The following is a 26,824-nucleotide window of genomic DNA, read 5'->3' as shown; positions in this document are numbered from 1 at the left end:
ACGCGCCTTTGTCAATCTTATTTTTTTATTTCCTTTTTTTAGAACTATTGACGAATAGTAGGATTACATTCATAATTGATAAGCATTATCAATCATTTATTTTGGGGACGAATATGGCGAAATTACGAACAGTTGACTTGAGTGTCGGCTATCAAAAACAAAAAATTGTGCAAAATCTAACAATTGAGATGCCAGAAGGGAAAATCATCGGCTTGATTGGTCCGAACGGCAGTGGGAAATCGACGTTTTTAAAGGCACTTGCCCGAATTTTACAGCCATTGTCTGGTGAGGTCCTCTTAGATGCACAAAATCTGCAAAACATCAAAACCAAAGAAGTAGCGAAAAAGATTGCGCTGCTCTCACAAGTTAGCGATTCATCGATTGGCTTGACGATTCGCGAAATTGTTTCTTATGGTCGTTTTCCCTATCAAAAAGGACTAAATAGTTTATCGGAACAAGATCTTGCGGCGATCGACTGGTCCTTGCAGGCAACGGGTTTGACAGCACTAGCAGATGAAACGATCAGCACGCTGTCAGGGGGACAAAAACAGCGCGTTTGGATCGCCATGGCACTTGCGCAAGATACGGATATCGTGATTTTAGATGAACCAACGACCTTTTTAGATCCAGCGCATCAATTAGAAATTTTGCTCTTATTACAGCAAATCAATAAAACCTACGGAAAAACGATCATTATGTCGATTCATGACCTGAATCATGCCTCACGTTTTTCTGATTATATTTATGCATTAAAAGGTGGAGAACTGTTGGTCTCTGGTACACCAGAAACAGTGCTGACCAAAGAGTGGCTGCAGCGTTTGTTTGAGATCGACGCCATGTTAGGAACCTTTCCTAATAGCACAAAGCCATTGGTCTTGACCTATGAGTTAGGAGCCCAAGCATGAAAAAGTTTTCTTGGTTGCTGCTGCTTTTTAGCGGCTGCTTTATTATCTGTTTCTTTTTGGCGATCACCCAAGGAGCGGCCGACCTTTCCTTTGAAACGATCTGGGATGCTATTTTTGCTTTTGACTATGAGAATCAGCTGCATCAAGTCTTGCGCAATATCCGATTGCCCCGTGTGTTGGCTGCTTTTCTAGTAGGAAGTTGTTTTGCTGTTACGGGAGCTATCATGCAGGGAATTACGAAAAACGCTCTGGCAGATGGCGGTCTTTTAGGTGTCAACAGTGGGGCTGCGATGGGATTAGCGATCGCATTTATCCTATTTCCTAGTATTCAACCGAGTCAAGCGGCGCTATTTTCGTTTTTTGGTGCCTTTGCGGCAACTGCGCTGCTTTTTTTATTGACTCGCTATGCCAAATTGGGTATGTCACCTACAGGTTTGATTTTGGCTGGTGTGGCACTAAGTTCTTTTTTCTCAGCCATCAGTCAGACCCTGTCACTGCAATTTGATTTAAATCAAGAGTTAGCCTTTTGGTTTATCGGTGGTGCCGCAAATGTGACTTGCCAGCAACTGCGTTTTGTGGGCCCCATCTATCTGATTGCCATCGTTTTTGTGCTACGTCTAGGAAAAGCGTTGAATCTGTTAGCGCTAGGAGATGACACCGTCATTTCATTAGGCAAGCACCCGCATCTGATTCGGGCATCTGCCTTACTGTTAGTCGTAGTTTTGGCGGGAATGGCGGTTTCGCTTGTTGGACCGGTCAGTTTTGTCGGCTTAATAGTTCCTCATGTCGTGCGGGGAATGGTGGGCAAAAACTATCAACTGATTTTACCTTTGACGATTCTTGGAGGGGGAACACTGGTGATGGCCGCTGATCTGGCTGGCCGCCTGATCAATCCGCCCTTTGAGACACCCTTTGGGATACTGATGGCATTGATTGGTGTGCCTTTTCTATTGATCAAGATACGGAGGGAAGGCTGATGAAAAAAACACTCTCTGTTTTTTTCCTACTGCTGATGGTCGCTTTTTTAGGAAGTGTCATGGTGGGAAAAACAATTTTATCCTTTCAGGCATTAGGGGAAATCTTTCAAGGAACGGCATCTTCGAGCCAAGTACTGACTTTTACTGAGTTTCGACTACCACGGGCTTGTCTAGCGCTGATCGCTGGTGGTGCCTTTGGTTTTTCTGGGTTTGTCTTGCAAGGAGTGACGAGAAATGAGTTGGCTGATGCAAGTATCGTAGGAATCAACAATGGGGCAGGGCTCTTTGTGATGATCTACTTAGGTTTTTATACCCAAGGATCGCAGCTTTTACCTGTCGTTGGGATCATCGGTGGTTTATTAGCTGCTGTACTGGTCTATTTGATTGCCTATAAGCACCGCCAATTGTTATCGATGGAGCGAGTACTGCTGGCGGGAATCGCCGTCAATGCAGGGCTGGCGGCGGCTACCTTACTCTTTACGGTGGAATTATCAAAAGACCGCTATCGCTTTGTAACAGCGTGGCTTTCTGGTTCGATTTGGGGAACTTCTTGGCAGCAAATCACCAGTCTGCTTCCTTGGGTCATCGTATTGTCTGCCGCAGCTTTCTGGACCGTACCAAGGCTTAACTTACTTGGCTTTGGCGAGGAGCAGGCAATTAGCTTAGGGGTTTCTTTGACCCGTTTGCGGACGTGGTTTTTAGTGATCGCGGTTGGTTTAGCTGCCAGTACGGTTGGCTATACTGGTAACTTAGCCTTTGTGGGCTTATTGGCGCCTCATATCGCTAAGGGACTCATCGGCAGAGAATCTCGCAGTGCCTTTTTCTTAGCGGGAATGATTGGCAGTCTGCTAGTCTTAGTCAGTGATACGATCGGTCGTTTGCTATTGACAAGCGGCGAGATCCCAGCTGGTATCATCATTTCTATCGTGGGGGCACCGTACTTTGTCTTTTTGCTGATCCGACGTAAAGAAGGATGAGCAACTAGTCATGATCTTGTCAAGAAATCTGCGATTCTAGTTTGCTATTTGGACACAGTTTTTGGTACTATTTCTGAGAGGAGTGATCCAATGGAAAAACCAGTCATTAGAGAGCACATGATCCAAACATTAAAACAAATGCCAATCAAACAAAAGCAGCAGAAAGAAACGCTGATTTTGCAGTTGCTGTTTTCTTCTCAGATTTGGCAAACAGCTGAGTCAGTAGGTGTGATCCGTTCGTTGCCATTTGAATTTGATACAGCGGCTATTTTTGCTAAAGGATTTGAACAAAACAAACGAATCGCAGTGCCGAAAGCACAACAGAAAAAATTGCAGTTTTATCATGTGGAGCCGACAACACGTTATGAAGCGTCGGCATTTGGAGTTGAAGAGCCGATCAGTGAGCAAGAAGCCCATCACTTGGATTTGCTGATTGTTCCCGGTTTGGCGTTTTCTAAAAACGGCTATCGCATCGGCTTTGGCGGTGGCTATTATGATCGTTTCTTGTCAGCTTTCGATGGCAAGACCGTTTCTTTGGTCTTCGGAGAGCAATTCAACGATCAATGGACACCAGATGTATTCGACATCCCAATCGATAAAATCTATACGGATTCTCTTATTCGCACGTAAAGGAGCACGTCAATGAATTCTCAAATGAAAAGATGGCTGAATCAGCCGGTCTTCACGTATCTGTTTTTAGCTATCCAAACAATTGTGTTTATCTTAGGTTATTTTAGTCCCTCTATTCAATCAGGCGGGGTGATGTTTGGTCCGTTTGTCGTTTATTTAAATGAATATTGGCGTTTCGTTACCCCGATCTTTCTACATTTCGGTTTGGCTCATTTTGCGATCAATTCTGTGATTCTGTATTATATGGGGCAGCAAGTAGAAGCCATCTATGGTCATAGCCGTTTTTTTGCCTTGTATTTGCTAAGCGGCATCATGGGCAATACCATGAGTTTTGCCTTCAACCAAATAGGGGTTCAATCAGCAGGCGCGAGTACTTCTTTATTCGGACTTTTCGGGGCATTTTTGATTTTAGGTTGGCATTTTAGAAATGATTACCGCATCCAAGCAATGGTACGGCAATTTGCCCTATTCGTTGGATTGAATCTGGTTTTTGGGGTGTTTGATCAAACGATCGATATGTGGGGACACATTGGGGGGATCCTCGGCGGGTTATTGTTAGGGAATCTTTTGGCATTGCCAAAGAACTATGGAAAATATTCGATACACACCAGAATCCTCTCTGGCGTACTCTTTGTTTTCTTATTGGCTATTTTTGTGATATATGGTTTTAAAAAATATTAATTACTTGTATAATAAGCAGGAAGTGGTTAAATGGAAACGTTATATGACGTACAACAATTACTGAAACAATTTGGTGTTTACGTATATGTCGGCAAGCGGATCTACGATATAGAACTGATGCAAATCGAGCTGAAAAACTTTTATGACAGTCGCTTGATAGATCGGGATGTATATCTGACTGCCCGGCGAATTCTTACGCGGGAGCATCGAATTGAAGAAAGCCGGGAGGAAAACAAGTGATGGACAAAAAAATCATCGGAATTGATTTAGGCGGAACAACGGTGAAATTCGCTATTTTAACGAGCGAAGGCGAGATTCAGCAAAAATGGAGTATTGACACCAATATTCTTGATGAAGGCTCACATATTGTGCCAGAAATCGTGGCATCGATCAATCATCGCCTAGAATTATATGGCTTACAGCCAGAAGCATTTATCGGTATTGGTATGGGGACACCAGGAAGTGTCGATCGTGACAAAGGAACCGTCATCGGTGCCTACAATCTGAACTGGAAAACACTTCAGCCAGTCAAAGAACTGATTGAAAAAGGCACAAAAATCCCCTTTGCCATCGATAACGATGCCAATGTAGCAGCTTTAGGTGAGCGCTGGAAAGGGGCAGGGGATAACAATCCTGATGTCATCTTTATCACACTAGGTACAGGTGTTGGCGGTGGTATCATCATGGAAGGGCAATTGCTTCATGGGGTTGCGGGTTGTGCTGGAGAAATCGGTCATATCACTGTTGATCCTGAAGGGTTTGAATGTACTTGCGGCAAACGTGGTTGTTTAGAAACGGTTTCTAGTGCGACGGGTGTTGTGCGAGTTGCTCGACAGTTGGCAGAAGAATATGCTGGCGATTCGGCATTGAAACAGCAGCTGGACAATGGGGAAGATGTTTCAAGTAAAGATATTTTTGAAGCGGCTCAAGCAAACGATCCATTTGGCTTGATGGTCGTTGATAAAGTGTGCTTCTACCTTGGGTTGGCATGCGGAAATTTAGGAAACACATTAAATCCATCAAGTATCGTTTTAGGTGGAGGCGTATCAGCAGCCGGTGAATTTTTACGTGAACGGGTTGCTGCCTACTTTGCTCAGTTTACCTTCCCACAGGTAACGGAAAGTACCGAAATCAAATTGGCAGAACTTGGGAATGATGCCGGTGTGATCGGGGCAGCATCATTAGCTTTGCAATTTGCAGCAAAAGCTTAGATGCCAAGCTGCTAGGCAATGATACATTCAAGCAGCATAAATCAAAAAAAGAATGATTGTTACAATAGAGAGGAATAGAAGAAATGACACCAATTATGTGGCTAAACTTGGTTTTGGGATTAATCATCTTAGCAATCGCTTTGAACTGGGCGTATTTTCAAATCATGGGACGCCGTTCAGCAACGATCATCTCAGAAGATGAATTCAAAGCAGGAATGAAGAAAGCCCAAGTGATCGATGTTCGGGAAAAAAATGAGTTTGACAGTGGACATATTTTAGGGGCGCGTAATATTCCCTTTACTGTTTTAACCAATTCCTTCAGCGCATTTCGTAAAGATCAACCGATCTACTTATATGACACGCGTAAATCGTTGAGTATTCGCGCAGCGAATAAATTACGTAAAGAAGGCTTTACCAATGTCTATATCCTAAAAGAAGGATATGAAGGCTGGAGCGGCAAGACGAAAAAGAAAAATAGTTTATAAAACAGAGAACTCAAGGCAAAAGAACACAAGCAAATTTGAATGAGTGACGAAACACCAAACGGAGTGTTTCAAGTAAGTCATTGTTCAATTTACATTGTGGGCTTTTGCCTTTATTTGAACTTAGGTCTATCAATAAGGAGAGTGTGCGTTGATCAAGCGAAAAAGAATTTATGAAGCGGCGGAAACGACAGATGGCTATCGGGTATTGGTGGATCGCATCTGGCCTAGAGGGATGAAAAAGGAAACAGCTCAGATCGATCTATGGCTCAAAGCAGTCGCACCAAGTACTGAATTGCGCAAATGGTTTGGGCATGATCCTGAACGTTTTGATGCGTTTAAAGACCGCTATCTACAAGAATTAGAGAAAGCGCCCGCTAAAGATGCCTTGGCACAGTTAAACGCGTTGGTTGCTGAACAAGAGACCGTTACCTTACTATACGGAGCGAAAAATGAAGAACAAAATCAAGCCGTGATTTTGCAGGACTTACTGGAGAAGGAAGAATGATTACCTAAAAGAGCCGCCAGCCTATTGAAGGCTGACGGCTCTTTTGTAGCAAATGATTAACGGGCAACGCTTTTACGCATCGCACGTTTCCGTTTTTCATCATGATCCGCTTGTTGTTCATCAATTGGATCAATCACTTGTTTCTTGACCGTCATAACAACACTTGCAGCTGCAGCAACCGTTGCGACTGTTCCTACTAAAAATCCTGAAAGAAATCGTTTCATCATTAAACACCTCGCCTTTAGTTATAGGTTCATTATGAATGAAAACGGAAAAAATATCAAAAAAAATCACTTTTGGGATTGAAAACGCTTGAAATAATTTAGTAAATATTTTACAATAAGTTTACTAAAAAGAAAGTGGGAGTGAGAGAAATGGAGCAATTGCAACAGATATTTATTGATAAATTTGGAACAGAAGGCACAGGCATGTATTTTGCACCAGGGAGAATCAACTTGATCGGTGAACACACGGATTACAATGGCGGTTATGTTTTCCCGGCGGCGATCACATTAGGGACGTATGCAGTAGCGCGAAAACGTGAAGACCAGTTGATCCAACTCTATTCAGAGAACTTTCCAGAAAAAGGCGTGATCTCCTTTTCGTTAGATGAGCTGGATTACCGAAAAGAAGATGATTGGACAAACTATCCGAAAGGAGTCGTTCGTTTCCTAAAAGAAGCGGGGCAAGTGATCGATCGAGGCTTTGACATCGCTTTTTATGGCAACATTCCGAATGGCGCAGGTCTTTCTTCTTCGGCATCGATTGAATTGCTGACGGGGGTTTGTCTAAAAGATCTCTTTGATTTAACCCTGACGACCTTGGACTTAGTTAAAATTGGCAAAAAAGTCGAAAATGAGTTTATTGGCGTTAACTCAGGGATCATGGATCAATTTGCGATCGGAATGGGTCAAAAAGACCATGCACTGCTTTTAGATACGAACACGTTAAATTATGAAGTCGTACCAGCGGCATTTGGCGATTATGTCGTAGCGATCATGAATACCAATAAGCGACGCGAATTGGCTGATTCTAAATACAATGAACGACGTGCAGAATGTGAAGAAGCATTGGCTCGTTTGCAAAAATCATTAGCCATTGATTCATTGGGCGCATTAGACGAAGCAACCTTTTTTGCAAATACAGCATTGATCGATGATCCACGCTTGATCAAACGGGCGAAACATGCGGTGACGGAAAACCAACGGACATTGAAAGCAAAAGCTGCTTTGACTGCTGGTGATCTTGAAGAATTCGGCCAGTTATTAAATGCCTCCCATGCTTCATTGCGAGATGATTATGAAGTGACAGGGCATGAACTAGATACACTAGTCGCAGCCGCTCAAGCGCACCCTGCTGTTCTAGGTGCGCGGATGACGGGTGCGGGCTTTGGCGGTTGCGGGATCGCATTGGTCAAAGCAAGTGAATGGGCTGATTTCGAAGCGTCAGTCAAAGCAGCCTATTTAGCAGAAATCGGCTACGCAACCGACATTTATCAAGCAAGTATTGATGATGGTGCACGAAAACTGTAGAATAAGAAACGATGAAGGAATGAAGAAAGAAGGCTGAAAATATGGCGATTTTAGTATTAGGAGGAGCCGGCTATATCGGTTCTCATGCAGTCGATCAATTGATCGAACAAGGAAAACAAGTGGTTGCCGTTGACAATTTGCTGACAGGACATCGCCAAGCGATCCATCCAGCAGCAACCTTTTATGAAGGAGATATTCGCGACAAAGCATTTTTACAATCGGTATTTGAAAAAGAAACGATCGATGGCGTGATTCACTTTGCTGCCAGCTCTTTGGTGGGAGAATCTGTGGAAAAACCATTGAAGTATTTCAACAATAATGTGTATGGGATGCAGGTCCTCTTAGAAGTGATGAAGGAACATCAAGTGAAACATATCGTCTTTTCCTCTACAGCAGCAACTTATGGGGAACCTGACCATAGTCCAATCACGGAAGAAACCCCAACAAATCCTAAAAATCCATATGGCGAAAGCAAGTTGATCATGGAAAAAATGATGCGTTGGTGCGATGAAGCTTATGGAATGAAGTATGTCGCATTGCGTTATTTCAATGTGGCTGGCGCGAAGTCGGATGCTTCGATCGGTGAAGACCATGATCCAGAAACACACTTAGTACCGATCATCTTGCAAGCTGCTTTAGGACAACGCAAAGAGGTAGCGATTTTTGGGGAGGATTACGATACTCCAGATGGTACTTGTGTCCGCGATTATGTCCATGTTGAAGATCTGATCGCTGCTCACCTGTTGGCATTAGAATATTTACAAAAAGGCAATGAGAGCAATGTCTTCAATCTAGGCAGCAATCATGGGTACTCTGTGAAAGAAATGGTGGAAGCTGCTCGCAATGTAACGAAAAAAGAGATCCCAGCCAGAGTGGCGCCTCGCCGTGCCGGTGATCCAAGTACCTTAGTGGCATCGAGTGAAAAAGCACGAAAGGTTTTAGGCTGGAAACCAGTCTATACCGACGTCGAAGCAATCATCGAGACTGCTTGGAATTGGCATGTCAGCCATCCAAATGGGTATCAAGGGCAGGAGGAATAACCAATGACGATCAGCCAAACAATCAGCGATTTCGTCACTTTAGCAATCAAGGCTGGCGGCTGGATGGAAATGGATCGTATTTATTTGCAAAACCGGGTACTAGCCATGATCGGGGAAGCTGTTTTTGAGCCCAGCGAAATTCGTTCTGTTGCTCGTTCCTCCATTGATTTGATGGACGAGCTGGTGGCATGCGCTTTGAGCAATCAGCAAATTGGCGATTCTCACGCAGAAAGAGAAATCTTTGAAGCACAGTTGATGGACTTTTTGACGCCACCGCCTTCAGTAGTCAATGCTTTTTTTGCGCAGCATTATGCCAATGATCCTAAAGAAGCGACGGATTATTTCTTTGAGCTGTGCCGTCAAAATGATTACATCAAGACTCGGGCCATCGCAAAGAATATCGTGTTCCCAGTTGATACCGAATATGGGGAGATCGAGATCACGATCAATTTATCAAAACCTGAAAAAGATCCCAAGCAAATAGCGAAAGAAGGAGCTGCTGCTTCTGTAGATTATCCGAAATGTATGTTGTGTTTGGAAAATGAAGGCTACCAAGGACGAGTCAATTATCCAGCACGGACCAACCATCGGATCATCCGTATGAATTTGGATAATGAAGCATGGGGCTTTCAATATTCGCCCTATGCCTACTACAATGAGCATTCGATTTTTCTCTCTTTAGACCATCGTCCTATGAAAATCAATTTGCAAACCTTCGCTCGCTTGTTGCAGATCATTGAAGTGATGCCGCATTATTTTGTCGGGTCCAATGCCGATCTGCCGATCGTTGGGGGTTCGATCTTGTCTCATGACCATTATCAAGGAGGACGGCACACGTTTGCCATGGCAAAAGCGCCGATCGAGCAACGCTTTTCTTTAACTGGTTTTCCTGATGTCGCTGCGGGGATCGTGAAGTGGCCAATGTCGGTGATACGACTACAAGCGAAAAACAAACAAAAATTAGCCGCTGCTTGCCAATATGTGTTAGCCCAATGGCAACAGTACTCAGATCCAAGTGTTTCGATCAATGCCTTTTCAGAAGATGGAACGCCTCATCATACGGTGACACCGATCGCACGCAAGCAAGGAGAGCTGTTTGAAATGGACTTAGTCTTGCGGGATAATAATGTTTCCAAAGAACATCCTGACGGCATTTTTCATCCGCATCAAGAAGTGCAGCATATCAAAAAAGAAAATATCGGATTGATTGAAGTCATGGGCTTGGCAGTTCTCCCGCCGCGTTTAGCTCCGGAACTTGAAGAAGTGACTGCTTATCTATTGGATCAGCCCAATCAGATCGCGGCATACCATATTCCTTGGGCAGATGCGATCAAAGCCCAGCACCCAGAATGCAATGCCGATAACGTGTCGCAGATTTTACGTAATGCATTAGGGGAAGTCTTTACACAAGTATTGACGCATGCAGGCGTCTTCAAGCGAGACCAGACAGGGCAAGCGGCCTTTGCTCGCTTTATAGCTACTTTATAAAAAAGTTCCCCGCAAAAAAAGGAGGCTGGAAGATGGCAACGATTAAAGATATTGCACAACAGGCTGGCGTCTCGCCAGCCACTGTATCACGGGTGCTGAATTACGATTCAGAATTATCGGTCAGTTCTGAAACCAAAGAGAAAATTTTTAAAGCCGCAGAAGCACTCAATTACACAAAACATAAAAAAAAGAGTCAGCCAGAAACCAGTAGTATGCGCTTGATCCAATGGTTTGATACCGAGGAAGAATTAGCAGATCTTTACTATTTAGCGATCCGTATCGGGATTGAAAACAAAACCGAAGAATTAGGGATTCGTTTGCTGAAAGAACCCTACGAAGGATTGACTGATACCGCAGTCGATGGAACGATTGCACTAGGGAAATTTGATGATCACCAGATTCGACAATTGAAAAAAAGCCAAGCCAATTTGTTGATGGTCGATTTTGACGCATTGGCTCAGGGCGTCAATTCTCTGGTGGTGGACTTTCAACAAGCGGTGGATTTAGTGATCGATGACTTTATTGCAAAAGGCCACCAAAGGATCGGCTTGTTATCAGGCGTTGAGTTTACCAAGGATCATCACCAAGAAATCGAAGACCCTCGGCGCCGAATTTTTGAGGAACGGCTCCGTCGGTTGAAGCTGCACCACCCGCAATATCACCTCAGCGCACCGTTTACAGTAGAGGGCGGTTATGAGGCGATGAAAGAGTATTTGCAGCAAAACAAAGAGTTGCCAAGTGCTTTATTTGCTTCCAGTGATGCCTTAGCGATTGGCGCTATGCGTGCTTTGCAAGAAAAAAACATCAAGATTCCTGAGGAGATCGCAATTATCGGCTTCAACGATGTCAGTGTTGCAAAGTACGTCTTTCCCACTCTGTCAACCATCAAAGTTCATACGGAATGGCTGGGGGAGCTGGCAGTGACGACCTTGCTGGATATCATTACGAATGCAGCCCCCGTTCCTCGCAAAGTTACAATCGCAACGGAACTGATCACGCGCCAATCCTCCTAGCAACCAGTTGAATCACCGAAGGATGTCGTTACACACGTCAACTGAGTTTTAATAGAATAACAAAAAAATGACTATCGTCTTACCCGAACCTTTAAACAGCCTCGTCGGTTTGCAGCTGCAGCCGTGCTTGCTTTTTTCAAAGGTTCGGGTATTGTTGTCCTATTGCTTTTTTTCTAAACGCAGGCATCTTTTGGGAGACTTGGTTGGGCATTTGATTAGAATATGGTAGAATATGAGAGAGTTTTTTGAATGGGGAGAAGATAGATGAAAACATTAGCGATTGATACCTCAAACCAGACACTGGCGGTTGCGGTGGTCGATGGTCAAGAAGTGTTGGGACAAAGCCAGACGATGGCGATCAAAAACCACAGCACAGCATTGATGCCTGCCATTGATGGATTGATGCAAGCGGTGGGGATGGCACCTAAAGAGCTGGAACAAATCGTTGTTGCGAAAGGTCCTGGTTCGTATACGGGTTTGCGAATCGGCGTCACAACAGCAAAAACGCTGGCGCAAACATTGAACATCCCGCTGATTGGTGTTTCCAGTTTGAAAGCAGTCGCTGCCAATTGCGTGGGCGTATCTCAAGTGATCGTCCCGTTGTTTGACGCTCGCCGTCAAAATGTCTACACAGGTGCCTACCAATGGCATAATGGGACCTTACAAACAAGGATCAAAGACCAGCATATCTCACTGTCTGAGTTATTGGCCCAGCTAAAAGCAGTCGATGGTCAAGAAGTGCTATTTGTCGGCGCCGATACCATCAAATTTAAAGACATGATCGAGGCGGAACTGCCGACAGCCCATATCAATCAAGTGTCGTTATGGAATTACCCGAATGGCGTTGTTTTAGCTGCTATTGCGAAAGAAGAAGCTCCGGTCGCTTCGATCCATGATTTTGTACCAGACTATTTAAAATTAGTTGAAGCCGAAGAAAAATGGTTAGCCTCGCATGAACCGGGAGTGGATGCCTATGTTGAAAAAATTTAAAACGATGACGGGAAAGCTGGCTCTTTTCCGTCAGATTCAATACCCAGAGCGTAAAAAAGAGATACGAGGGGAAACGTACGTTGTTCGTGAATTAGTCGGAGATGACATTAAAGAGCTGCTGCAGGTGGAGCGTCTCGTGTATGCTGGGGAACTGCCTTGGACCAAGAGCGCCTTTTTGTCAGAGCTTTATTCACGGGTCAAACATCTTTATTTGGGCATCTTGCATAATGAGCGGATGATTGGGTTTATCGGGGTGCGGATTTTAGGCGCTGATGCCCATATCACCAATATCGCGATCATTCCTGATTATCAAGGAAAAGGGATCGGTTCTTTCTTGCTAGGAGAAATCGAACGTTATGCAAGGAAAAACAAATGCGACCGTTTGACATTAGAAGTGCGCCTGGGCAATCGTGATGCGCAACGCTTGTATCGGACCCTCGGGTTTGTTTCACAGGCGATCAAAACGGCGTACTACACCGAAGGCAATGAAGACGCATTGGATATGGTGAAATTTTTAAATGACTAACGAACAAGTAGAGCAAACGATCCCGACACCGCAAATGCTCTGGTCATTGGCAGATCAGAGCTATCCATTTGGCTCACCTTGGAATGTGCAGCAATTTCAACAAGATTTGCAAAACAGCAACAGTCGCTATTTGTTCCGTTATGGAAAAACCAACCAAGAGCTGATTGGGTTTCTCTGTTTTCAGCAAGTGCTGGATGAAGCAGAGCTGTTTAATGTAGCGGTTTTACCAGCGTATCAAGGTCGTGGTTTGGCGAAAGAATTGTTGAAACAAATGGAATCGCTCGTGGAACAAACCGATGGTCGGCGCATCTATCTTGAAGTGCGTGTGTCGAATTTGCAAGCACAAGCTCTTTATTTACGTATGGGCTATACAGTCATCGGTCGTAGAAAAAAATATTACAGTCATCCAGAAGAGGATGCGTTGATTATGGAAAAGAAAGTAGGCGGACAAAAATCAAATGAATGAATTGATTTTAGCCATTGAAAGCAGTTGTGATGAAACCAGTGTGGCAGTGATTAAAAACGGCGACACCATTTTAAGTAACATTGTTGCTTCGCAGATCAAGAGCCACCAACGCTTCGGCGGTGTCGTACCAGAAGTCGCTAGTCGTCACCATGTCGAACAGATTACTTTATGCATCGAGGAAGCATTGACACAGGCCGACACCCAACCTGAAGAGTTGTCAGCTGTTGCTGTTACCTATGGTCCAGGGTTGGTTGGGGCACTGTTGATTGGGCTTTCTGCAGCAAAAGCCTTTGCGTGGGCCCACAGCTTACCGTTGATTCCGGTCAATCACATGGCAGGACATATTTATGCAGCTCGCCTAGTGAAGCCATTGGTTTTTCCTTTAATGGCATTATTGGTCAGCGGTGGCCACACCGAATTGGTGTATATGGCAGAAGATGGCTCTTTTGAGATCATCGGTGAAACGAGAGATGATGCCGCTGGTGAAGCCTATGACAAAGTCGGTCGTGTTCTGGGGTTGCCTTATCCTAGTGGGAAAGAAATTGATCGCCTTGCGCATCAAGGCAGTGATACGTATCACTTTCCTCGAGCAATGATACAAGAAGATAATTTTGATTTTAGTTTCAGCGGCTTAAAGAGTTCCTTTATCAATTTTGTGCATAATGCACAGCAAAGAGAGGAAGCTTTGTCAGTAGAAAATCTAGCAGCTAGTTTCCAAGCCAGCGTTGTCGAAGTATTGGTTCACAAAACGTTGCGGGCGTGCCAAGCTTATCCTGTAAACCAGCTGATCGTTGCTGGGGGAGTCGCGGCGAATCAAGGCTTGCGTGACGCTTTACAAAAAGCGATGCAGGAATTGCCGGAAGTGGAATTGTTGATTCCACCGTTGCGTCTTTGCGGAGATAATGCGGCCATGATTGGTGCCTATGCCCATGTTGCGTTGAAAAAGCAGCGCTTAGCAGATCTTTCATTGAATGCTGATCCAAGTGTCAGCTTTGCCCATACGATTTCTTAAGATGATTGCACCTAAGATCCGTTCTTAGGTGTTTTTTTTGGGTTTCTATATGAGCAAACAGAAGATTTCGTTGTATTTTATTTCATTATTTGATATTATAATGTATAATTATTAGTTAATCGAAGGGCGGGTATGCAATGACATCGGTTTTTAAAGGACGCAGTTTTTTAGCAGAAAAGGATTTTACAAAAGAAGAACTACAATATTTGATTGATTTTTCCCAGCACTTGAAAGGGATGAAGGCCAACAATCAACCACATCGTTATTTAGATGGCAAAAACATTGCACTTTTGTTTGAAAAGAATTCGACACGGACGCGAGCAGCCTTTACGGTTGCAGCGGTGGATCTGGGGGCACATCCGGAATTTTTAGGGGCCAATGATATTCAGTTGGGGTCTAAAGAATCCGTTGAAGATACCGCCAAAGTATTCGGCCGCATGTTTGACGGGATCGAGTTTCGCGGCTTTAGTCAGCAGGTTGTCGAAGATCTGGCCAACTATTCAGGCGTACCTGTTTGGAATGGCTTAACGGATGAATGGCATCCAACGCAAATGATCGCTGACTTTTTAACCATTCAAGAAAACTTCGGTGAGCTGACTGGCTTGACCATCGCATACTGTGGGGATGGGCGCAACAATGTCGCCAATTCTTTGTTAGTGACCAGTGCGATTTTAGGGGTCAATATTCATGTCGTCACTCCGAAAGCCTTACAGCCAGAAGCAACCATCATCGCACAGGCACAAGCCTATGCCAAGCAATCAGGCGCAAAGATTTTGGTGACTGATGATGTGGATCAAGGTGTTCTAGGCGCTGATGTCGTGTATACCGATGTTTGGGTATCAATGGGTGAAGAAGAAAAATTCCAAGAGCGGATTGAACAGCTGCTGCCGTATCAAGTCAACCAATCGTTGATGAAAAAAACACAAAACGATCAAGTGATTTTTATGCATTGTTTGCCAGCATTTCATGATGATCAGACCACGTATGGCAAAAAAGCAGCGCAGGCGTATGGAATTTCTGAGATGGAAGTCACTGATGAGGTCTTTCGCAGTAAGTATGCCCGTCAATTTGATCAAGCCGAAAATCGTTTGCACTCAATCAAAGCGATCATGGCAGTGACTGCTGGAGATCTATTTATTCCTAAAGTATAAAATAATTTTTTTTGAAAATGCCAAAATCTCGCTAGCCAAACAAACATTTCTTTGCTATACTTTCTGGGAAGTAAATAGCCTTGATTTGATGAAACAAGAGAAGTAGCGATTCGAGTATCAGTTAGCGAGTTCGGGGTGGTGGAAGCCGAATTGATCAGATTGTGAAACGCACTTGTGAGAATTTGCCAAGCAAACGGAATTCTGCCGTTATCAGAAAAAAGTAGGTCCGAAAAGGACAATCAGAGTGGTACCGCGGGAAATCTCGTCTCTAGTGCATGCTATGCGCTAGAGGCTTTTTTTGTTTTTATCAATCATTTCTTGCGTTAAAAACATACAGCTGTTTGCTTGCTTCAAACAACTTTTCATCAAAACATGGGCTCAGTCATTATAGGAGGGATACTATGAATAACAAAGAAATCGTCGCACAAGCCATCCATCAAGTAGTAAAAGAAGATCTATCGATCGAACAAGTTCAGCAATTACTGGAAAATCCAAAGTCAGCCGACCATGGGGATGTGGCATTCCCAGCCTTCTCGCTAGCAAAAGTCTATCGGAAAGCGCCGCAGCAAATTGCCGCAGACTTAGCAGAAAAAATCGATCAAGCGTCTTTTGAAAAAATTGAAGTGGTCGGTCCATATTTAAACTTCTTTATGGATAAAAAAGCAATCTCTGCCCATGTCTTAGAGATGGTTCTCAAAGAAAAAAATCATTTTGGCGATCAAACCATCGGCAATCAGCAAGCAGTACCCATCGATATGTCTTCACCAAATATTGCCAAACCCATCTCAATGGGGCATTTGCGTTCCACTGTGATCGGTAACTCGATCGGCTTTATTTTAGAAAAAATCGGTTACCAGCCAATTCGCATCAACCATTTAGGCGACTGGGGCACACAATTTGGGAAATTGATCGTTGCCTATAAAAAATGGGGGTCAGAAGAAGCGGTCAAAGCGGAACCAATCAACGAACTGCTACGTTTGTATGTTGATTTTCATGAAGCTGCCGAGACAGATAAACAATTAGAAGATGATGCGAGAGCTTGGTTCAAGAAACTAGAAGATGGTGACCAAGAAGCAATGGATTTGTGGCAATGGTTCCGTGATGAATCATTAAAAGAATTCAATAAAATCTATGATATGTTGGAAGTTTCCTTTGATTCATTGAATGGCGAAGCTTTCTATAATGATAAAATGACAGAAGTCGTGGAATTATTAGAGGAAAAACACTTGCTGAAAGAAGACCAAGGGGCAGAGATCGTTGATTTGGCTGCGTATGACTTAAATCCAGCCTTGATCCGCAAATCCGATGGTGCGACTCTTTACATCACCCGGGACATGGCTGCAGCGCTGTACCGCAAACGGACCTACAATTTTGCTAAATCATTGTACGTGGTAGGAAATGAGCAAAGTTATCACTTCAAGCAGTTAAAAGCTGTTTTGAAGGAAATGGGCTTTGAGTGGGCAGATGATATGACCCACGTACCATTTGGGTTGATCACCAAAGATGGGAAAAAATTATCTACGAGAAAAGGGAAGATCGTTCTTTTAGAAGAAGTATTGAATGAAGCGATCGATTCAGCGAAAGAACAAATCACTGAAAAGAACCCAACCCTTGAAAACAAAGAAGAAGTTGCAAAACAAGTCGGTGTCGGGGCAGTCGTTTTCCACGACTTGAAAAATGACCGTTTGAATAATTTCGACTTTACGCTAGAAGAAGTTGTCCGTTTTGAAGGAGAGACCGGACCCTATGTGCAATATTCTCATGCCCGTGCCATGAGCATTCTTGAAAAAGCCGACTTTGATCCTGCTGCTGTCAGCAGTCTGTCATTGGCAGATACTGAGAGCTGGGAAGTCATCAAATTGATTCAACGCTATCCAGAAACGGTCATGCAAGCGGCGGAAAAATATGAACCATCCGTCATTGCCAAACATGCCATCAAATTGGCACAGGCCTTTAATAAGTATTACGCTAATGTGAAAATCTTGGCTGAAGATGCGGAAAAAGACGCACGTCTGGCTCTAGTTTATGCAGTAACGACCTTATTAAAAGAAGATTTACGGTTGCTTGGTTTACACGCACCCGACAAAATGTAACAAAAAAAGCTGTGCTCCTTGTTTTGATAAGGGCACAGCTTTTTTGTAGTAAAAATACAGATAGGTCACATTTGTCCGGTGTTTTATAAGACCGCGTGGTTTCTGATAAATTGATAAAAAGTTTCGGCATCTTCGTCGCTGCGGGAAATCACCGCTACTGTATCAAAGCCCGCCAACGAGCACACTTTTTCTGGCATAGTCACTTCATCGATCGCAGCCGAAAGCAAAGGCGCATTGTCCGCAACGGTATGGATCAACGTCATAAATTGCACACGATCTACTTTAGTGACAACGTCTTCGATCATCTGTATCAAACGCTGCTCTTCTTCTTTTTCATCTTCTGACGATTGCATTCCTTGAAAAATGACAAACTTCGTCTGACCTGTTTCATCGGGCACTTTCACGATTTTCAAATCACGAATATCGCGAGAGATGGTCGCTTGCGTGGCGGAGACGCCTTGGGCTTCCAATTGCTGCAATAATTCTTCTTGCGTGCGTACAGTATGTTCAGTAATAATTTGTCTAATAAGTAAATGGCGATCAGCTTTTCGCATAGGTAAACTCCTTTAAGCATGATTGATTAAGTCAGCCTTATCATAGCAGATAAAGCCGAAAAAACCTAGATATAATAAGAAAAGAATTAGAACGTTAAAAAAAAGCTGGAGCACGTATCGTAGTTTTTTCATTTGAATCAGTTGCATTTCTTTTTTAGCTACTGTATACTGTTTAAGGCGTGAGTTTTTCACGTCAATCCCACATCTTGTTCCATCTGCGAAGCGGTGCTGATCGATTCAGTTCTTCAAGGAGTAAAAGAGCAAGAGAGGAAAACAAAAAAACCAAATTGGAGGAAACACAACATGGCAGTAATCTCAATGAAACAATTACTAGAAGCCGGCGTACACTTTGGTCACCAAACTCGTCGCTGGAACCCAAAAATGAAGAAATATATCTTCACAGAAAGAAATGGCATCTACATCATTGATTTGCAAAAAACAGTGAAATTAGTAGACGCAGCTTACGACTACATGAAAAATGTTGCTGAAGAAGGCGGCGTTGCATTGTTCGTAGGTACTAAAAAACAAGCACAAGAAGCAATCAAAGAAGAAGCAATCCGTTCAGGTCAATACTATGTTAACCATCGTTGGTTAGGTGGAACTTTGACAAACTGGGAAACAATCCAAAAACGTGTTGCTCGTTTGAAACAAATCAACAAAATGGAAGAAGATGGCACATTTGCTGTTCTTCCTAAAAAAGAAGTCGTTGGCTTGAACAAAGAGCGCGAACGTCTTGAAAAATTCTTAGGCGGTATCGCTGATATGCCAAGAATTCCAGATGTAATGTACGTTGTTGACCCACGTAAAGAACGTATCGCGATCCAAGAAGCACGCAAATTAAATATCCCGATCGTAGCTATGGTCGATACAAACTGTGATCCAGACGAAATCGATGTTGTTATCCCATCAAATGATGACGCTATTCGTGCCGTTAAATTGATCACTGCGAAAATGGCAGATGCTTTCATCGAAGGTAACCAAGGCGAAGACCAAGTAGCAGAAGAAGATTTTGCTGCTGAATCAACAGAAAACGCAACTTCAATCGAAGAAATCGTTGATGTTGTCGAAGGCGACAACGCATCAGCTGAATAATAAATGATGGAGCTGTTTCAAAGGCTAGGCGCCAAGCCTCACTCTCCTTTGAAACAGCTTTTTTTAAAGACAAGCAATCTTGTTTAAAAACATTTAGGAGGAAACAAAAAATGGCAGAAGTAACAGCTAAATTAGTAAAAGAATTACGCGATATGACTGGTGTAGGAATGATGGACGCAAAACGTGCATTAGTTGAAGTAGAAGGCGACATCGAAAAAGCCGTAGACTTATTACGTGAAAAAGGTATGGCAAAAGCTGCGAAGAAAAACGACCGTATTGCTGCTGAAGGTTTAGCATCTGTAGCGATCAACGGCAACACAGCAGCAATCGTTGAAGTGAACTCAGAAACTGACTTCGTTTCTAAAAACGAAATGTTCCAAGACTTAGTAAAAGAAATCGCTGAAGTAATCGCAGCAAACAAACCAGCTGATATGGATGCTGCTTTAAAATTAGAAACTTCTAAAGGCACAATGGATGCTGCGTTGATCGAAGCAACACAAGTAATCGGAGAAAAAATCAGCTTCCGTCGTTTTGAAGTTGTTGAAAAAGATGACAATGCTGCATTCGGCGGTTACCTACACATGGGCGGACGTATTGCTGTATTGACTGTTCTTGAAGGAACAACTGACGAATCAGTTGCGAAAGATGTTGCAATGCACGTTGCAGCGATCAACCCTCGCTACGTGAACGAAGCACAAATCTCTCAAGAAGAATTGGATCATGAAAAACAAGTCTTGACAGAACAAGCATTGAACGAAGGAAAACCAGCGAACATCGTTGAAAAAATGGTTGAAGGACGCTTGAAGAAATTTAAAGCAGAAATCGCTTTGGTTGACCAACCATTCGTTAAAGACCCAGATATGACGGTTGAAAAATACGTTGCATCAAAAGGCGCAACTGTGAAATCTTTTGTCCGCTTTGAAGTCGGCGAAGGTATAGAAAAACGCGAAGACAACTTCGTTGAAGAAGTAATGAGCCAAGTGAAAAAATAATTCTGTTCCTCGAACAGATGGGAACGCATGGAAGTGCGCTCCCTTTTTTTAAGCAAAAACGGTTTTTGAAGAAATAGTGTAGATAATTTTCAACGAAAGAGCACCAATATGCTACAATAGTATTGGAGAATGTACGGAGGAATCATGATGGGCAAACCAAAATATCAACGTGTTGTATTAAAATTAAGTGGTGAAGCATTAGCGGGTGACGAAGGCTTTGGGATCAAACCACCGACGATCCAAGAGATCGTTAAAGAGATCAAGGAAGTCCACGAATTAGGCGTACAGATGGCGATCGTGGTCGGCGGCGGAAACATTTGGCGTGGACAAATCGGCGCGCAAATGGGAATGGAAAGAGCACAAGCTGATTACATGGGCATGTTAGCGACTGTGATGAATGCTTTAGCATTACAAGACACGCTAGAAAATGCTGGTGTACCAACGCGTGTCCAAACTTCGATCGAAATGCGTCAAATCGCAGAGCCTTATATTCGTCGCAGAGCAGAACGTCACTTAGAAAAAGGGCGGGTCGTCATTTTTGCAGGCGGAACCGGAAACCCTTATTTCTCAACTGATACGACCGCAGCCTTACGGGCAGCTGAAATCAACGCTGATGTCATTTTGATGGCGAAAAACAATGTTGATGGCGTCTACTCAGCAGATCCTAAAACGGACCAAAGTGCTGTGAAATTTGAAGAATTGACCCATTTAGAAGTCATTTCTAAAGGATTGCAAGTAATGGATTCAACCGCAAGTTCATTAAGTATGGACAACGATATTCCATTAGTCGTATTCAACTTGAATGAGCATGGAAACATTCGCCGCGCCATTTTAGGTGAACATATTGGAACGACAGTAAGGGGGAAATAACATGGCTGACAAAATTTTAACAGAAGCAAAAGACAAAATGAAAAAAGCAGCAGAAAACTTGCAGCGGGAATTAGGACAAATCCGTGCTGGCCGCGCGAACGCGAGCATCTTAGACCGCGTAATGGTTACTTACTATGGTGTACCAACACCCTTGAACCAAATGGCTTCAATTACGATTCCAGAAGCAAGAATTTTGATGATCACACCTTTTGACAAAACAATGATCCAAGAAGTAGAAAAAGCTATCATGCAAAGTGATATTGGTATCACGCCTGCCAATGACGGAACCGTCATTCGTTTGGTGATTCCTCAATTAACGGAAGAACGTCGTAAAGAATTAGCCAAAGACGTGAAAAAAGAAGCTGAAAATGCGAAAATCGCGGTCCGTAACATTCGCCGTGATGCGATGGAAGCTTACAAGAAACAAGAAAAAGCTGGCGATATTACAGAAGATGATTTGCGTGAATCTGAAAAAGAAGTGCAAACTGCTACAGATAACAGCATCAAAGAAATCGATGCGATCGCAGCTGAAAAAGAGCAAGAGCTACTTGAGGTTTAAAAGGAATGACGAAGAGTCGCTTCAGCGGCTCTTTTTTTATGGTCGAAAGTGCCTTATGTACTTGAATATCACGACTGTTTTTTTGTTTTTTCTTAATATGGAAATCTTTTCTTGGTTTTCATAGGCAAGAAATCTGATTATTGTTATAATGTAAAAGATGAATTTCAAGAATTGGAAGAGGAGCGAATACGATGCTGCGTTTTTTTCCACAAAAAGACAAATATATCAAAGAAGCGGCTGAACATGAATTTGATCCATCACTGCCGATTCCCCAACACATCGCGATCATTATGGATGGCAATGGCAGATGGGCGCAAAACCGGCGCTTGCCAAGAGTAGCTGGTCACAAAGAAGGCATGGAGACGGTAAAAAAGATCACGAAACATGCTTCACACCTTGGTGTGAAAGTATTGACTCTTTATGCGTTTTCAACAGAGAATTGGAAACGGCCAAACGAAGAAGTGGACTTTTTGATGCAACTGCCCGTCGACTTTTTCGACACGTTTGTTCCTGAGCTGATCAAAGAAAATGTTCAAGTCAAAGTGATGGGGTTCACGGAATCTTTACCCGCGCATACACAAGAAGCGGTCAAGCGAGCGATTGATCAAACCAAAGATAATACCGGGATGATCTTGAATTTTGCTTTAAATTACGGCAGCCGCGCAGAAATTTTGACTGCTGTCCAAGCTCTTTATGAAGAGCTTGCAGCTTCGGAGGAAGCCCTGCCCAAGCTCACGGAAGACATGCTGGCGACACATTTGATGACTGGTTTTTTGCCAAACGCGTTACGTGATCCTGAATTGGTGATTCGCACGAGTGGCGAAGAACGTATCAGCAACTTCTTGTTATGGCAGATTGCTTACAGCGAATTATTCTTTACGAAAGCGCTCTGGCCTGATTTCGATGCTGCTTTACTAGAAGATGCGATCGGGAGCTTTCAACAACGAAACCGGCGTTTTGGCGGTTTGAAAACGAAGGAGGAAGAAGAGTGAGACAACGTGTAATCACTGCGGTCGTCGCATTAGCCTTTTTCCTGCCAATTATTTACGTTGGCGGCATTGCCGTCGAATTGCTGGCAGCAGCGATGGCAGGGATTGGTGTTTATGAATTATTTCGGATGAAAGGACTAGCTGTTTTCAGTTTTGAAGGAATTCTTTCAATCATCGGTGCGGTGATTTTAGTTTTACCTCAAGAACGCTGGTTTTTCTTTTTGCCAGAGGGCACAGATAAAAGTGCCCTGTATTATGTAATCGTCCTTTTATTACTAGGGATCGCGGTTATTTCTAAAAATACGTATACTATCGATGAAGCTGGTTTTCCAGTGATCGTCAGCTTATATACGGGTGTCGGGTTTGAACGTTTCTTGACGGCACGTTCAGCAACGGATGGCTTAGTCGTTTTAGTTTTCGGTCTGTTTATCGTGTGGGCAACGGATATTGGGGCTTACATGGTGGGACGGCGTTACGGACAACGAAAATTATGGCCAGAGATTTCCCCTAATAAAACGATCGAAGGGGCCCTAGGCGGGATTGCTGCTGCGGTGGTCGTAGCCGGTCTGTATCTGCTAGCATTTCCAGGGAAAGATTATTTTGGACATGGTAGTGCCATCATGATCTTATTGACTGTCCTCTTTTCGATCGCTGGTCAATTCGGGGATTTAGTGGAATCGGCAATCAAACGTCATTATGGCGTGAAGGATTCAGGCAATCTTTTGCCAGGACATGGCGGGATCTTGGATCGCTTCGATAGCATGCTGTTTGTGTTTCCAATCATGTATTTATTCGGTGTTTTTTAGAAATTATTTAGAAGTGCAGGCTTGGCTTGCGCTTCTTTTTTTAAATTCTTGTTACAACGGGAATGTGAGTTCCTCAACGGGAATCGGTGTGATAAAATAAGGAAAGGCTGCCCTGAATGAGAGGGATGCTGTGAAAGAGAGGAACGAGCATGAAAACGATACTTGTATTTATCATTATCTTTTCCGTAGTGGTAGTGATTCACGAGTTTGGACACTACTTCTTTGCAAAACGGGCAGGTATTTTAGTAAGAGAGTTTGCCATCGGTATGGGGCCTAAATTGTTCGCGCATCAAGCGAAAGATGGGACGACCTACACGATTCGGATGCTGCCATTAGGCGGGTATGTCCAAATGGCGGGCTGGGGTGAAGATGAAACAGAATTAACACCAGGTATGCCAGTCTCCTTGGTTCAAGATGCAACTGGCAAAGTTATCAAAATCAATACGAGCAAAAAGATCCAATTGCCGCAAGCGATCCCTATGGAAGTGACCGACTTTGACTTGGAGGAGAAGTTGACGATCACAGGGTTCATCAATGGCAATGAACAAGAAGCGGTTACGTACGCTGTGGATCATGATGCAACGATCATTCATGAAGATGGCGTTGAAGTTCGGATCGCACCTAAAGACGTTCAATTCCAGTCCGCAAAGCTTTGGCAGCGAATGTTGACGAATTTTGCTGGACCGATGAACAACTTTATTTTATCCTTGGTCTTATTCACTGGGTTGGTGTTTGCACAAGGTGGTGTTGCGAATCAAGATGCAACCATCGTGACAGGAATCGAAGCAGGAACACCGGCAGCTGAAGCAGGGCTGCAAAATGGCGATGAAATCTTAGCTGTCGAAGGTGTCGATGTTTCCAACTGGTCAGAATTAACGACTGAGATCCAAAAGTACCCAGATACTCAGATTGCTCTAGCAGTCAAACGAGGATCAGAAACACTTGATTTGACGGCAACTCCTGCGAGTCAAGAATCAGGGGAGACCACGATTGGTTTCTTAGGGATCACCGCTTCCTTAAAAACTGGGATCGGAGATATCTTACTGGGTGGCTTGCAAACGACCATTGACAATTCACTGGTGATTTTTAGAGCAGTCGGCAACTTGATTGCCCAACCAGATATCAATAAATTGGGTGGACCGGTTGCGATTTTCCAACTGTCTTCTCAAGCCGCATCGCAAGGTGTCACAACGGTGATCGCGATGATGGCGATGATTTCTATCAACTTGGGGATCTTTAATTTATTACCGATTCCTGGATTGGATGGCGGTAAGCTGGTTTTAAATATTTTAGAAGGTTTGCGAGGCAAGCCAATCAGCCAAGAAAAAGAAGGCATCATTACTCTGATTGGGTTTGGGTTTTTGATGCTGCTGATGGTTCTCGTTACCTGGAATGATATTCAACGTTTCTTCTTTTAAAAATAAGACGCACAAGCAAATCAATTGTTGATCGGGTGAACATGATTTTTTGTAGCAAAGGAGAAAAAAATGAAACAGTCAAAATGTTTGATTCCGACATTGCGGGAAACCCCCAGCGATGCGGAGACGTTAAGTCATCAACTGTTAGTTAGGGCAGGGTATATTCGACAAGTGGCGGCAGGCATTTATGTTTACTTGCCGCTAGCACAAAGGGTGTTAGAAAAGATCAAGCGGGTCATCCGTGAAGAATTGGCACAAATCGATGCCGTAGAGATGGCGATGCCTTCTTTGCTTCCGTATGAGCCATGGAAGGAGTCAGGACGTGCCTCATTGTATGGTGAATCCTTGTATCGATTAACCGATCGAAACGAACGAGAGATCGTTTTAGGACCTACTCATGAAGAGCCGTTTACGACATTGATCAAAAACGAGATCACGTCTTATAAACGGCTGCCATTGAGCTTGTATCAGATCCAAACGAAATATCGGGACGAACAGCGGCCGCGCTTTGGATTGATCCGCAGCCGCGAATTTATCATGCAAGATGGCTATTCCTTTCATGCCGATGAAGCCAGCTTAGATCAAACCTATAATCGTTACGAAATGGCTTATCATGCAATATTGAAACGCTGTGGGATCGAGTATCGGGCAGTGGTTGGGGATAATGGCTTGATGGGTGGCAGAGATTCGAAAGAATTTTTGGCATTGTCGGGGATCGGCGAAGAGCTGATCTGCTACTCGACCGAAAGCGATTATGTCGCCAATTGGAAATTAGCAACCAGTCAATACATCGCCAAAAAATCTCACGAGACCTATTTAGAATTACAAAAAGTCGTACAGGATGAGCCTTTAACGTTAGAGGCGCTGGCGCAGGCATACGAAACAGACTTGCAAAAAATCGTTCAAGTTTCTTTATTACTCGTTGACGAGCAAGTCATTATGGTGTTATTACGAGGCGATCACAGCCTCAATGAAACAAAGGTCAAGCATTATTTAGCTGCTGATCAAGTGAAGGTGCTGACTGTTGAGGAAGCGGAGTCTTATCTGACGAGTGAGACGCAGCTGCGTAGTCCCATTGCGCTTGCTGATTCGATCCAGTTGTACGCCGATCAGCATGTCCAAGATATGGCGAATCTGATCGTTCCAGCGGCAGAAAAACAAAGCTATTATCTCAATGCGAATGTGGGGCGTGATTTTCAACCATTAGCCTTTGCCGATTTTCGCTTGGTTCAAGAAGGTGATCCTTCCCCAGATGGAAAAGGAACCTTAACCTTTACGCGAGGAATCGAAGTTGGGCATATCTTCAAGTTAGGAACCAAGTACAGTGAGGCGCAAGAAGCGACGGTTGTCGATGAAAACGGCGATGAGCAACCAATCATCATGGGCTGTTATGGGCTGGGGGTTTCTCGGCTGCTTTCAACGATCGTCGAACAATACGGCAATGAGTTTGGGATCGATTGGCCCCAAGAAATTGCCCCATTTGATGTGCATATCATTCAAACGTCGATTGAAGATAGCTATCAAAATGCCTTAAGTGAAGAAGTAGAAGAAATGATGAACCAAGTAGGCTATCAAGTGCTGGTAGATGACCGCAATGAACGTGCAGGGGTCAAATTTGCAGATGCCGATTTGATTGGCTGTCCGATTCGCTTGACTATCGGTAAAAAAGCCGTAGAAGGCATCGTAGAGATCAAAATCAAGCATACTGGTGCGACCGTTGAAGTGAGAAAAGAAGAAGTCGCTTCGACCCTGACGATTTTGTTAGCCAATCAGGAATAAACAGGAACGAACAAGAATGAATAGTAGATCGAGAGAGGAAATCCTTTCTCGATTTTTTAATGAAAATGAGGGCAAAAAGAGGT

The 26,824-nt window shown here is 43.7% G+C and carries 29 protein-coding genes and 1 other annotated feature; of the genes, 27 read left to right on the top strand and 2 right to left on the bottom strand.

Features of this window, described 5'->3' with window-relative positions; genetic code table 11:
• The first annotated feature begins 113 nt into the window (after nt 1–113).
• The 9 genes from IGK61_RS11670 (at nt 114) to IGK61_RS11630 (ending at nt 6,371) form a co-directional block, all read left to right on the top strand.
• Entirely contained in the window at nt 114–905 is a 792-nt protein-coding gene (locus tag IGK61_RS11670; protein ID WP_015510060.1) for an ABC transporter ATP-binding protein, read from the top strand.
• Nucleotides 902–1,882, top strand: a complete 981-nt coding sequence (locus tag IGK61_RS11665) for a FecCD family ABC transporter permease (protein WP_438844862.1) — start codon at nt 902–904, stop codon at nt 1,880–1,882. Before IGK61_RS11670 ends, IGK61_RS11665 begins: the two co-directional genes overlap by 4 nt.
• Nucleotides 1,882–2,859 (top strand): FecCD family ABC transporter permease, encoded by a 978-nt coding sequence (locus IGK61_RS11660; RefSeq protein ID WP_074536665.1) that lies wholly within the window; start codon nt 1,882–1,884, stop codon nt 2,857–2,859. Before IGK61_RS11665 ends, IGK61_RS11660 begins: the two co-directional genes overlap by 1 nt.
• 90 nt (nt 2,860–2,949) lie before the next feature.
• Nucleotides 2,950–3,489: a 5-formyltetrahydrofolate cyclo-ligase gene (locus IGK61_RS11655; protein ID WP_010749307.1), complete on the top strand. Its 540-nt coding sequence runs from the start codon at nt 2,950–2,952 to the stop codon at nt 3,487–3,489.
• Between the two features lie 12 nt (nt 3,490–3,501).
• On the top strand, nt 3,502–4,170 hold the full coding sequence (locus IGK61_RS11650; protein WP_005229393.1) for a rhomboid family intramembrane serine protease: 669 nt from the start codon (nt 3,502–3,504) through the stop codon (nt 4,168–4,170).
• Nucleotides 4,171–4,200: 30 nt separating this feature from the next.
• Nucleotides 4,201–4,410 carry a YqgQ family protein gene (locus IGK61_RS11645; RefSeq protein ID WP_005229394.1) on the top strand — a complete coding sequence of 70 codons (210 nt, stop codon included), beginning with the start codon at nt 4,201–4,203 and terminating at the stop codon, nt 4,408–4,410.
• Nucleotides 4,410–5,381 (top strand): ROK family glucokinase, encoded by a 972-nt coding sequence (locus tag IGK61_RS11640; RefSeq protein WP_005229395.1) that lies wholly within the window; start codon nt 4,410–4,412, stop codon nt 5,379–5,381. The genes IGK61_RS11645 and IGK61_RS11640 overlap by 1 nt, the downstream gene beginning before the upstream one ends.
• 83 nt (nt 5,382–5,464) lie before the next feature.
• Nucleotides 5,465–5,866, top strand: a complete 402-nt coding sequence (locus IGK61_RS11635) for a rhodanese-like domain-containing protein (RefSeq protein ID WP_005229396.1) — start codon at nt 5,465–5,467, stop codon at nt 5,864–5,866.
• Nucleotides 5,867–6,014: 148 nt separating this feature from the next.
• Nucleotides 6,015–6,371, top strand: a complete 357-nt coding sequence (locus IGK61_RS11630; RefSeq protein ID WP_010749308.1) for a DUF488 domain-containing protein — start codon at nt 6,015–6,017, stop codon at nt 6,369–6,371.
• 56 nt (nt 6,372–6,427) lie between these two features.
• On the opposite strand, the gene IGK61_RS11625 is transcribed toward IGK61_RS11630, so the two are convergent.
• Nucleotides 6,428–6,595 carry a DUF3042 family protein gene (locus tag IGK61_RS11625; protein ID WP_017144401.1) on the bottom strand — a complete coding sequence of 56 codons (168 nt, stop codon included), beginning with the start codon at nt 6,593–6,595 and terminating at the stop codon, nt 6,428–6,430.
• A 150-nt stretch (nt 6,596–6,745) separates the two neighbouring features.
• Between IGK61_RS11625 and IGK61_RS11620 the strand changes: the two genes are divergently transcribed.
• The 10 genes from IGK61_RS11620 (at nt 6,746) to argS (ending at nt 17,682) form a co-directional block, all read left to right on the top strand.
• Nucleotides 6,746–7,903, top strand: a complete 1,158-nt coding sequence (locus IGK61_RS11620; RefSeq protein ID WP_010749309.1) for a galactokinase — start codon at nt 6,746–6,748, stop codon at nt 7,901–7,903.
• A gap of 41 nt (nt 7,904–7,944) precedes the next feature.
• Nucleotides 7,945–8,943 carry a UDP-glucose 4-epimerase GalE gene (galE, locus tag IGK61_RS11615; protein ID WP_074536664.1) on the top strand — a complete coding sequence of 333 codons (999 nt, stop codon included), beginning with the start codon at nt 7,945–7,947 and terminating at the stop codon, nt 8,941–8,943.
• Between the two features lie 3 nt (nt 8,944–8,946).
• Nucleotides 8,947–10,431 carry a UDP-glucose--hexose-1-phosphate uridylyltransferase gene (galT, locus tag IGK61_RS11610; RefSeq protein WP_074536663.1) on the top strand — a complete coding sequence of 495 codons (1,485 nt, stop codon included), beginning with the start codon at nt 8,947–8,949 and terminating at the stop codon, nt 10,429–10,431.
• Nucleotides 10,432–10,463: 32 nt separating this feature from the next.
• Nucleotides 10,464–11,444, top strand: coding sequence for a LacI family DNA-binding transcriptional regulator (locus IGK61_RS11605; RefSeq protein ID WP_005229404.1), 981 nt, complete (start codon nt 10,464–10,466; stop codon nt 11,442–11,444).
• Nucleotides 11,445–11,708: 264 nt separating this feature from the next.
• On the top strand, nt 11,709–12,434 hold the full coding sequence (gene tsaB, locus IGK61_RS11600; RefSeq protein ID WP_074536777.1) for a tRNA (adenosine(37)-N6)-threonylcarbamoyltransferase complex dimerization subunit type 1 TsaB: 726 nt from the start codon (nt 11,709–11,711) through the stop codon (nt 12,432–12,434).
• Nucleotides 12,418–12,960 carry a ribosomal protein S18-alanine N-acetyltransferase gene (gene rimI, locus IGK61_RS11595; protein ID WP_005237007.1) on the top strand — a complete coding sequence of 181 codons (543 nt, stop codon included), beginning with the start codon at nt 12,418–12,420 and terminating at the stop codon, nt 12,958–12,960. The genes tsaB and rimI (IGK61_RS11595) overlap by 17 nt, the downstream gene beginning before the upstream one ends.
• Nucleotides 12,953–13,426: a ribosomal protein S18-alanine N-acetyltransferase gene (rimI, locus tag IGK61_RS11590; protein ID WP_074536776.1), complete on the top strand. Its 474-nt coding sequence runs from the start codon at nt 12,953–12,955 to the stop codon at nt 13,424–13,426. The genes rimI (IGK61_RS11595) and rimI (IGK61_RS11590) overlap by 8 nt, the downstream gene beginning before the upstream one ends.
• Entirely contained in the window at nt 13,419–14,438 is a 1,020-nt protein-coding gene (tsaD, locus tag IGK61_RS11585; RefSeq protein WP_074536775.1) for a tRNA (adenosine(37)-N6)-threonylcarbamoyltransferase complex transferase subunit TsaD, read from the top strand. Before rimI (IGK61_RS11590) ends, tsaD begins: the two co-directional genes overlap by 8 nt.
• 137 nt (nt 14,439–14,575) lie before the next feature.
• On the top strand, nt 14,576–15,589 hold the full coding sequence (gene argF / locus IGK61_RS11580; protein ID WP_005229421.1) for an ornithine carbamoyltransferase: 1,014 nt from the start codon (nt 14,576–14,578) through the stop codon (nt 15,587–15,589).
• A gap of 79 nt (nt 15,590–15,668) precedes the next feature.
• Nucleotides 15,669–15,862: a binding site (T-box leader), on the top strand.
• Nucleotides 15,863–15,990: 128 nt separating this feature from the next.
• The gene (argS, locus tag IGK61_RS11575; RefSeq protein ID WP_074536774.1) at nt 15,991–17,682 is read left to right on the top strand and encodes an arginine--tRNA ligase; all 1,692 of its coding nucleotides are present in this window, start codon (nt 15,991–15,993) and stop codon (nt 17,680–17,682) included.
• An 83-nt stretch (nt 17,683–17,765) separates the two neighbouring features.
• Here argS and IGK61_RS11570 read toward each other — a convergent pair whose 3' ends face one another.
• Entirely contained in the window at nt 17,766–18,236 is a 471-nt protein-coding gene (locus tag IGK61_RS11570; RefSeq protein WP_005229424.1) for an arginine repressor, read from the bottom strand.
• Between the two features lie 303 nt (nt 18,237–18,539).
• On the opposite strand from IGK61_RS11570, the gene rpsB reads away from it, so the two are divergent.
• From rpsB to IGK61_RS11530, 8 genes are all read left to right on the top strand, one after another.
• A complete protein-coding gene (gene rpsB, locus IGK61_RS11565) occupies nt 18,540–19,328 on the top strand; it encodes a 30S ribosomal protein S2 (protein WP_005229426.1) in 789 nt (262 codons plus the stop codon).
• A gap of 110 nt (nt 19,329–19,438) precedes the next feature.
• The gene (gene tsf, locus IGK61_RS11560) at nt 19,439–20,320 is read left to right on the top strand and encodes a translation elongation factor Ts (protein WP_005229432.1); all 882 of its coding nucleotides are present in this window, start codon (nt 19,439–19,441) and stop codon (nt 20,318–20,320) included.
• Nucleotides 20,321–20,467: 147 nt separating this feature from the next.
• A complete protein-coding gene (pyrH, locus tag IGK61_RS11555) occupies nt 20,468–21,190 on the top strand; it encodes a UMP kinase (RefSeq protein WP_005229433.1) in 723 nt (240 codons plus the stop codon).
• 1 nt (nt 21,191) lies between these two features.
• A complete protein-coding gene (gene frr, locus IGK61_RS11550) occupies nt 21,192–21,749 on the top strand; it encodes a ribosome recycling factor (RefSeq protein WP_005229434.1) in 558 nt (185 codons plus the stop codon).
• Nucleotides 21,750–21,940: 191 nt separating this feature from the next.
• A complete protein-coding gene (locus tag IGK61_RS11545) occupies nt 21,941–22,741 on the top strand; it encodes an isoprenyl transferase (RefSeq protein ID WP_010749317.1) in 801 nt (266 codons plus the stop codon).
• On the top strand, nt 22,738–23,544 hold the full coding sequence (locus IGK61_RS11540) for a phosphatidate cytidylyltransferase (protein WP_010749318.1): 807 nt from the start codon (nt 22,738–22,740) through the stop codon (nt 23,542–23,544). The genes IGK61_RS11545 and IGK61_RS11540 overlap by 4 nt, the downstream gene beginning before the upstream one ends.
• A 149-nt stretch (nt 23,545–23,693) precedes the next feature.
• Complete coding sequence (gene rseP / locus IGK61_RS11535; protein WP_074536773.1) at nt 23,694–24,962, top strand: RIP metalloprotease RseP; 1,269 nt, start codon at nt 23,694–23,696, stop codon at nt 24,960–24,962.
• Between the two features lie 69 nt (nt 24,963–25,031).
• Nucleotides 25,032–26,741, top strand: a complete 1,710-nt coding sequence (locus IGK61_RS11530; RefSeq protein WP_074536772.1) for a proline--tRNA ligase — start codon at nt 25,032–25,034, stop codon at nt 26,739–26,741.
• The last annotated feature ends 83 nt before the right edge of the window (nt 26,742–26,824 follow it).

Origin of the sequence: Enterococcus sp. AZ063 (genome assembly GCF_051715045.1) — a bacterium.
Lineage (GTDB): Bacteria > Bacillota > Bacilli > Lactobacillales > Enterococcaceae > Enterococcus_D > Enterococcus_D casseliflavus.
The sequence above is the reverse complement of the archived record's forward strand: the minus strand, read 5'-3'. Positions and strand labels throughout refer to the sequence as shown.

Excerpts from the sequence above, each read along its gene's own strand:
- IGK61_RS11570 (WP_005229424.1), bottom strand. The coding sequence starts at position 18,236 with ATGCGAAAAGCTGATCGCCATTTACTTATTAGACAAATTATTACTGAA.
- argS (WP_074536774.1), top strand. The coding sequence starts at position 15,991 with ATGAATAACAAAGAAATCGTCGCACAAGCCATCCATCAAGTAGTAAAA.
- IGK61_RS11635 (WP_005229396.1), top strand. The coding sequence starts at position 5,465 with ATGACACCAATTATGTGGCTAAACTTGGTTTTGGGATTAATCATCTTA.
- rseP (WP_074536773.1), top strand. The coding sequence starts at position 23,694 with ATGAAAACGATACTTGTATTTATCATTATCTTTTCCGTAGTGGTAGTG.
- galT (WP_074536663.1), top strand. The coding sequence starts at position 8,947 with ATGACGATCAGCCAAACAATCAGCGATTTCGTCACTTTAGCAATCAAG.
- galE (WP_074536664.1), top strand. The coding sequence starts at position 7,945 with ATGGCGATTTTAGTATTAGGAGGAGCCGGCTATATCGGTTCTCATGCA.
- IGK61_RS11625 (WP_017144401.1), bottom strand. The coding sequence starts at position 6,595 with ATGAAACGATTTCTTTCAGGATTTTTAGTAGGAACAGTCGCAACGGTT.
- rimI (WP_005237007.1), top strand. The coding sequence starts at position 12,418 with ATGTTGAAAAAATTTAAAACGATGACGGGAAAGCTGGCTCTTTTCCGT.
- IGK61_RS11650 (WP_005229393.1), top strand. The coding sequence starts at position 3,502 with ATGAATTCTCAAATGAAAAGATGGCTGAATCAGCCGGTCTTCACGTAT.
- rimI (WP_074536776.1), top strand. The coding sequence starts at position 12,953 with ATGACTAACGAACAAGTAGAGCAAACGATCCCGACACCGCAAATGCTC.
- IGK61_RS11605 (WP_005229404.1), top strand. The coding sequence starts at position 10,464 with ATGGCAACGATTAAAGATATTGCACAACAGGCTGGCGTCTCGCCAGCC.
- tsaD (WP_074536775.1), top strand. The coding sequence starts at position 13,419 with ATGAATGAATTGATTTTAGCCATTGAAAGCAGTTGTGATGAAACCAGT.
- IGK61_RS11545 (WP_010749317.1), top strand. The coding sequence starts at position 21,941 with ATGCTGCGTTTTTTTCCACAAAAAGACAAATATATCAAAGAAGCGGCT.
- frr (WP_005229434.1), top strand. The coding sequence starts at position 21,192 with ATGGCTGACAAAATTTTAACAGAAGCAAAAGACAAAATGAAAAAAGCA.
- argF (WP_005229421.1), top strand. The coding sequence starts at position 14,576 with ATGACATCGGTTTTTAAAGGACGCAGTTTTTTAGCAGAAAAGGATTTT.
- tsf (WP_005229432.1), top strand. The coding sequence starts at position 19,439 with ATGGCAGAAGTAACAGCTAAATTAGTAAAAGAATTACGCGATATGACT.
- IGK61_RS11655 (WP_010749307.1), top strand. The coding sequence starts at position 2,950 with ATGGAAAAACCAGTCATTAGAGAGCACATGATCCAAACATTAAAACAA.
- IGK61_RS11640 (WP_005229395.1), top strand. The coding sequence starts at position 4,410 with ATGGACAAAAAAATCATCGGAATTGATTTAGGCGGAACAACGGTGAAA.
- pyrH (WP_005229433.1), top strand. The coding sequence starts at position 20,468 with ATGGGCAAACCAAAATATCAACGTGTTGTATTAAAATTAAGTGGTGAA.
- IGK61_RS11665 (WP_438844862.1), top strand. The coding sequence starts at position 902 with ATGAAAAAGTTTTCTTGGTTGCTGCTGCTTTTTAGCGGCTGCTTTATT.
- IGK61_RS11670 (WP_015510060.1), top strand. The coding sequence starts at position 114 with ATGGCGAAATTACGAACAGTTGACTTGAGTGTCGGCTATCAAAAACAA.
- rpsB (WP_005229426.1), top strand. The coding sequence starts at position 18,540 with ATGGCAGTAATCTCAATGAAACAATTACTAGAAGCCGGCGTACACTTT.
- IGK61_RS11620 (WP_010749309.1), top strand. The coding sequence starts at position 6,746 with ATGGAGCAATTGCAACAGATATTTATTGATAAATTTGGAACAGAAGGC.
- IGK61_RS11530 (WP_074536772.1), top strand. The coding sequence starts at position 25,032 with ATGAAACAGTCAAAATGTTTGATTCCGACATTGCGGGAAACCCCCAGC.
- IGK61_RS11660 (WP_074536665.1), top strand. The coding sequence starts at position 1,882 with ATGAAAAAAACACTCTCTGTTTTTTTCCTACTGCTGATGGTCGCTTTT.
- tsaB (WP_074536777.1), top strand. The coding sequence starts at position 11,709 with ATGAAAACATTAGCGATTGATACCTCAAACCAGACACTGGCGGTTGCG.
- IGK61_RS11645 (WP_005229394.1), top strand. The coding sequence starts at position 4,201 with ATGGAAACGTTATATGACGTACAACAATTACTGAAACAATTTGGTGTT.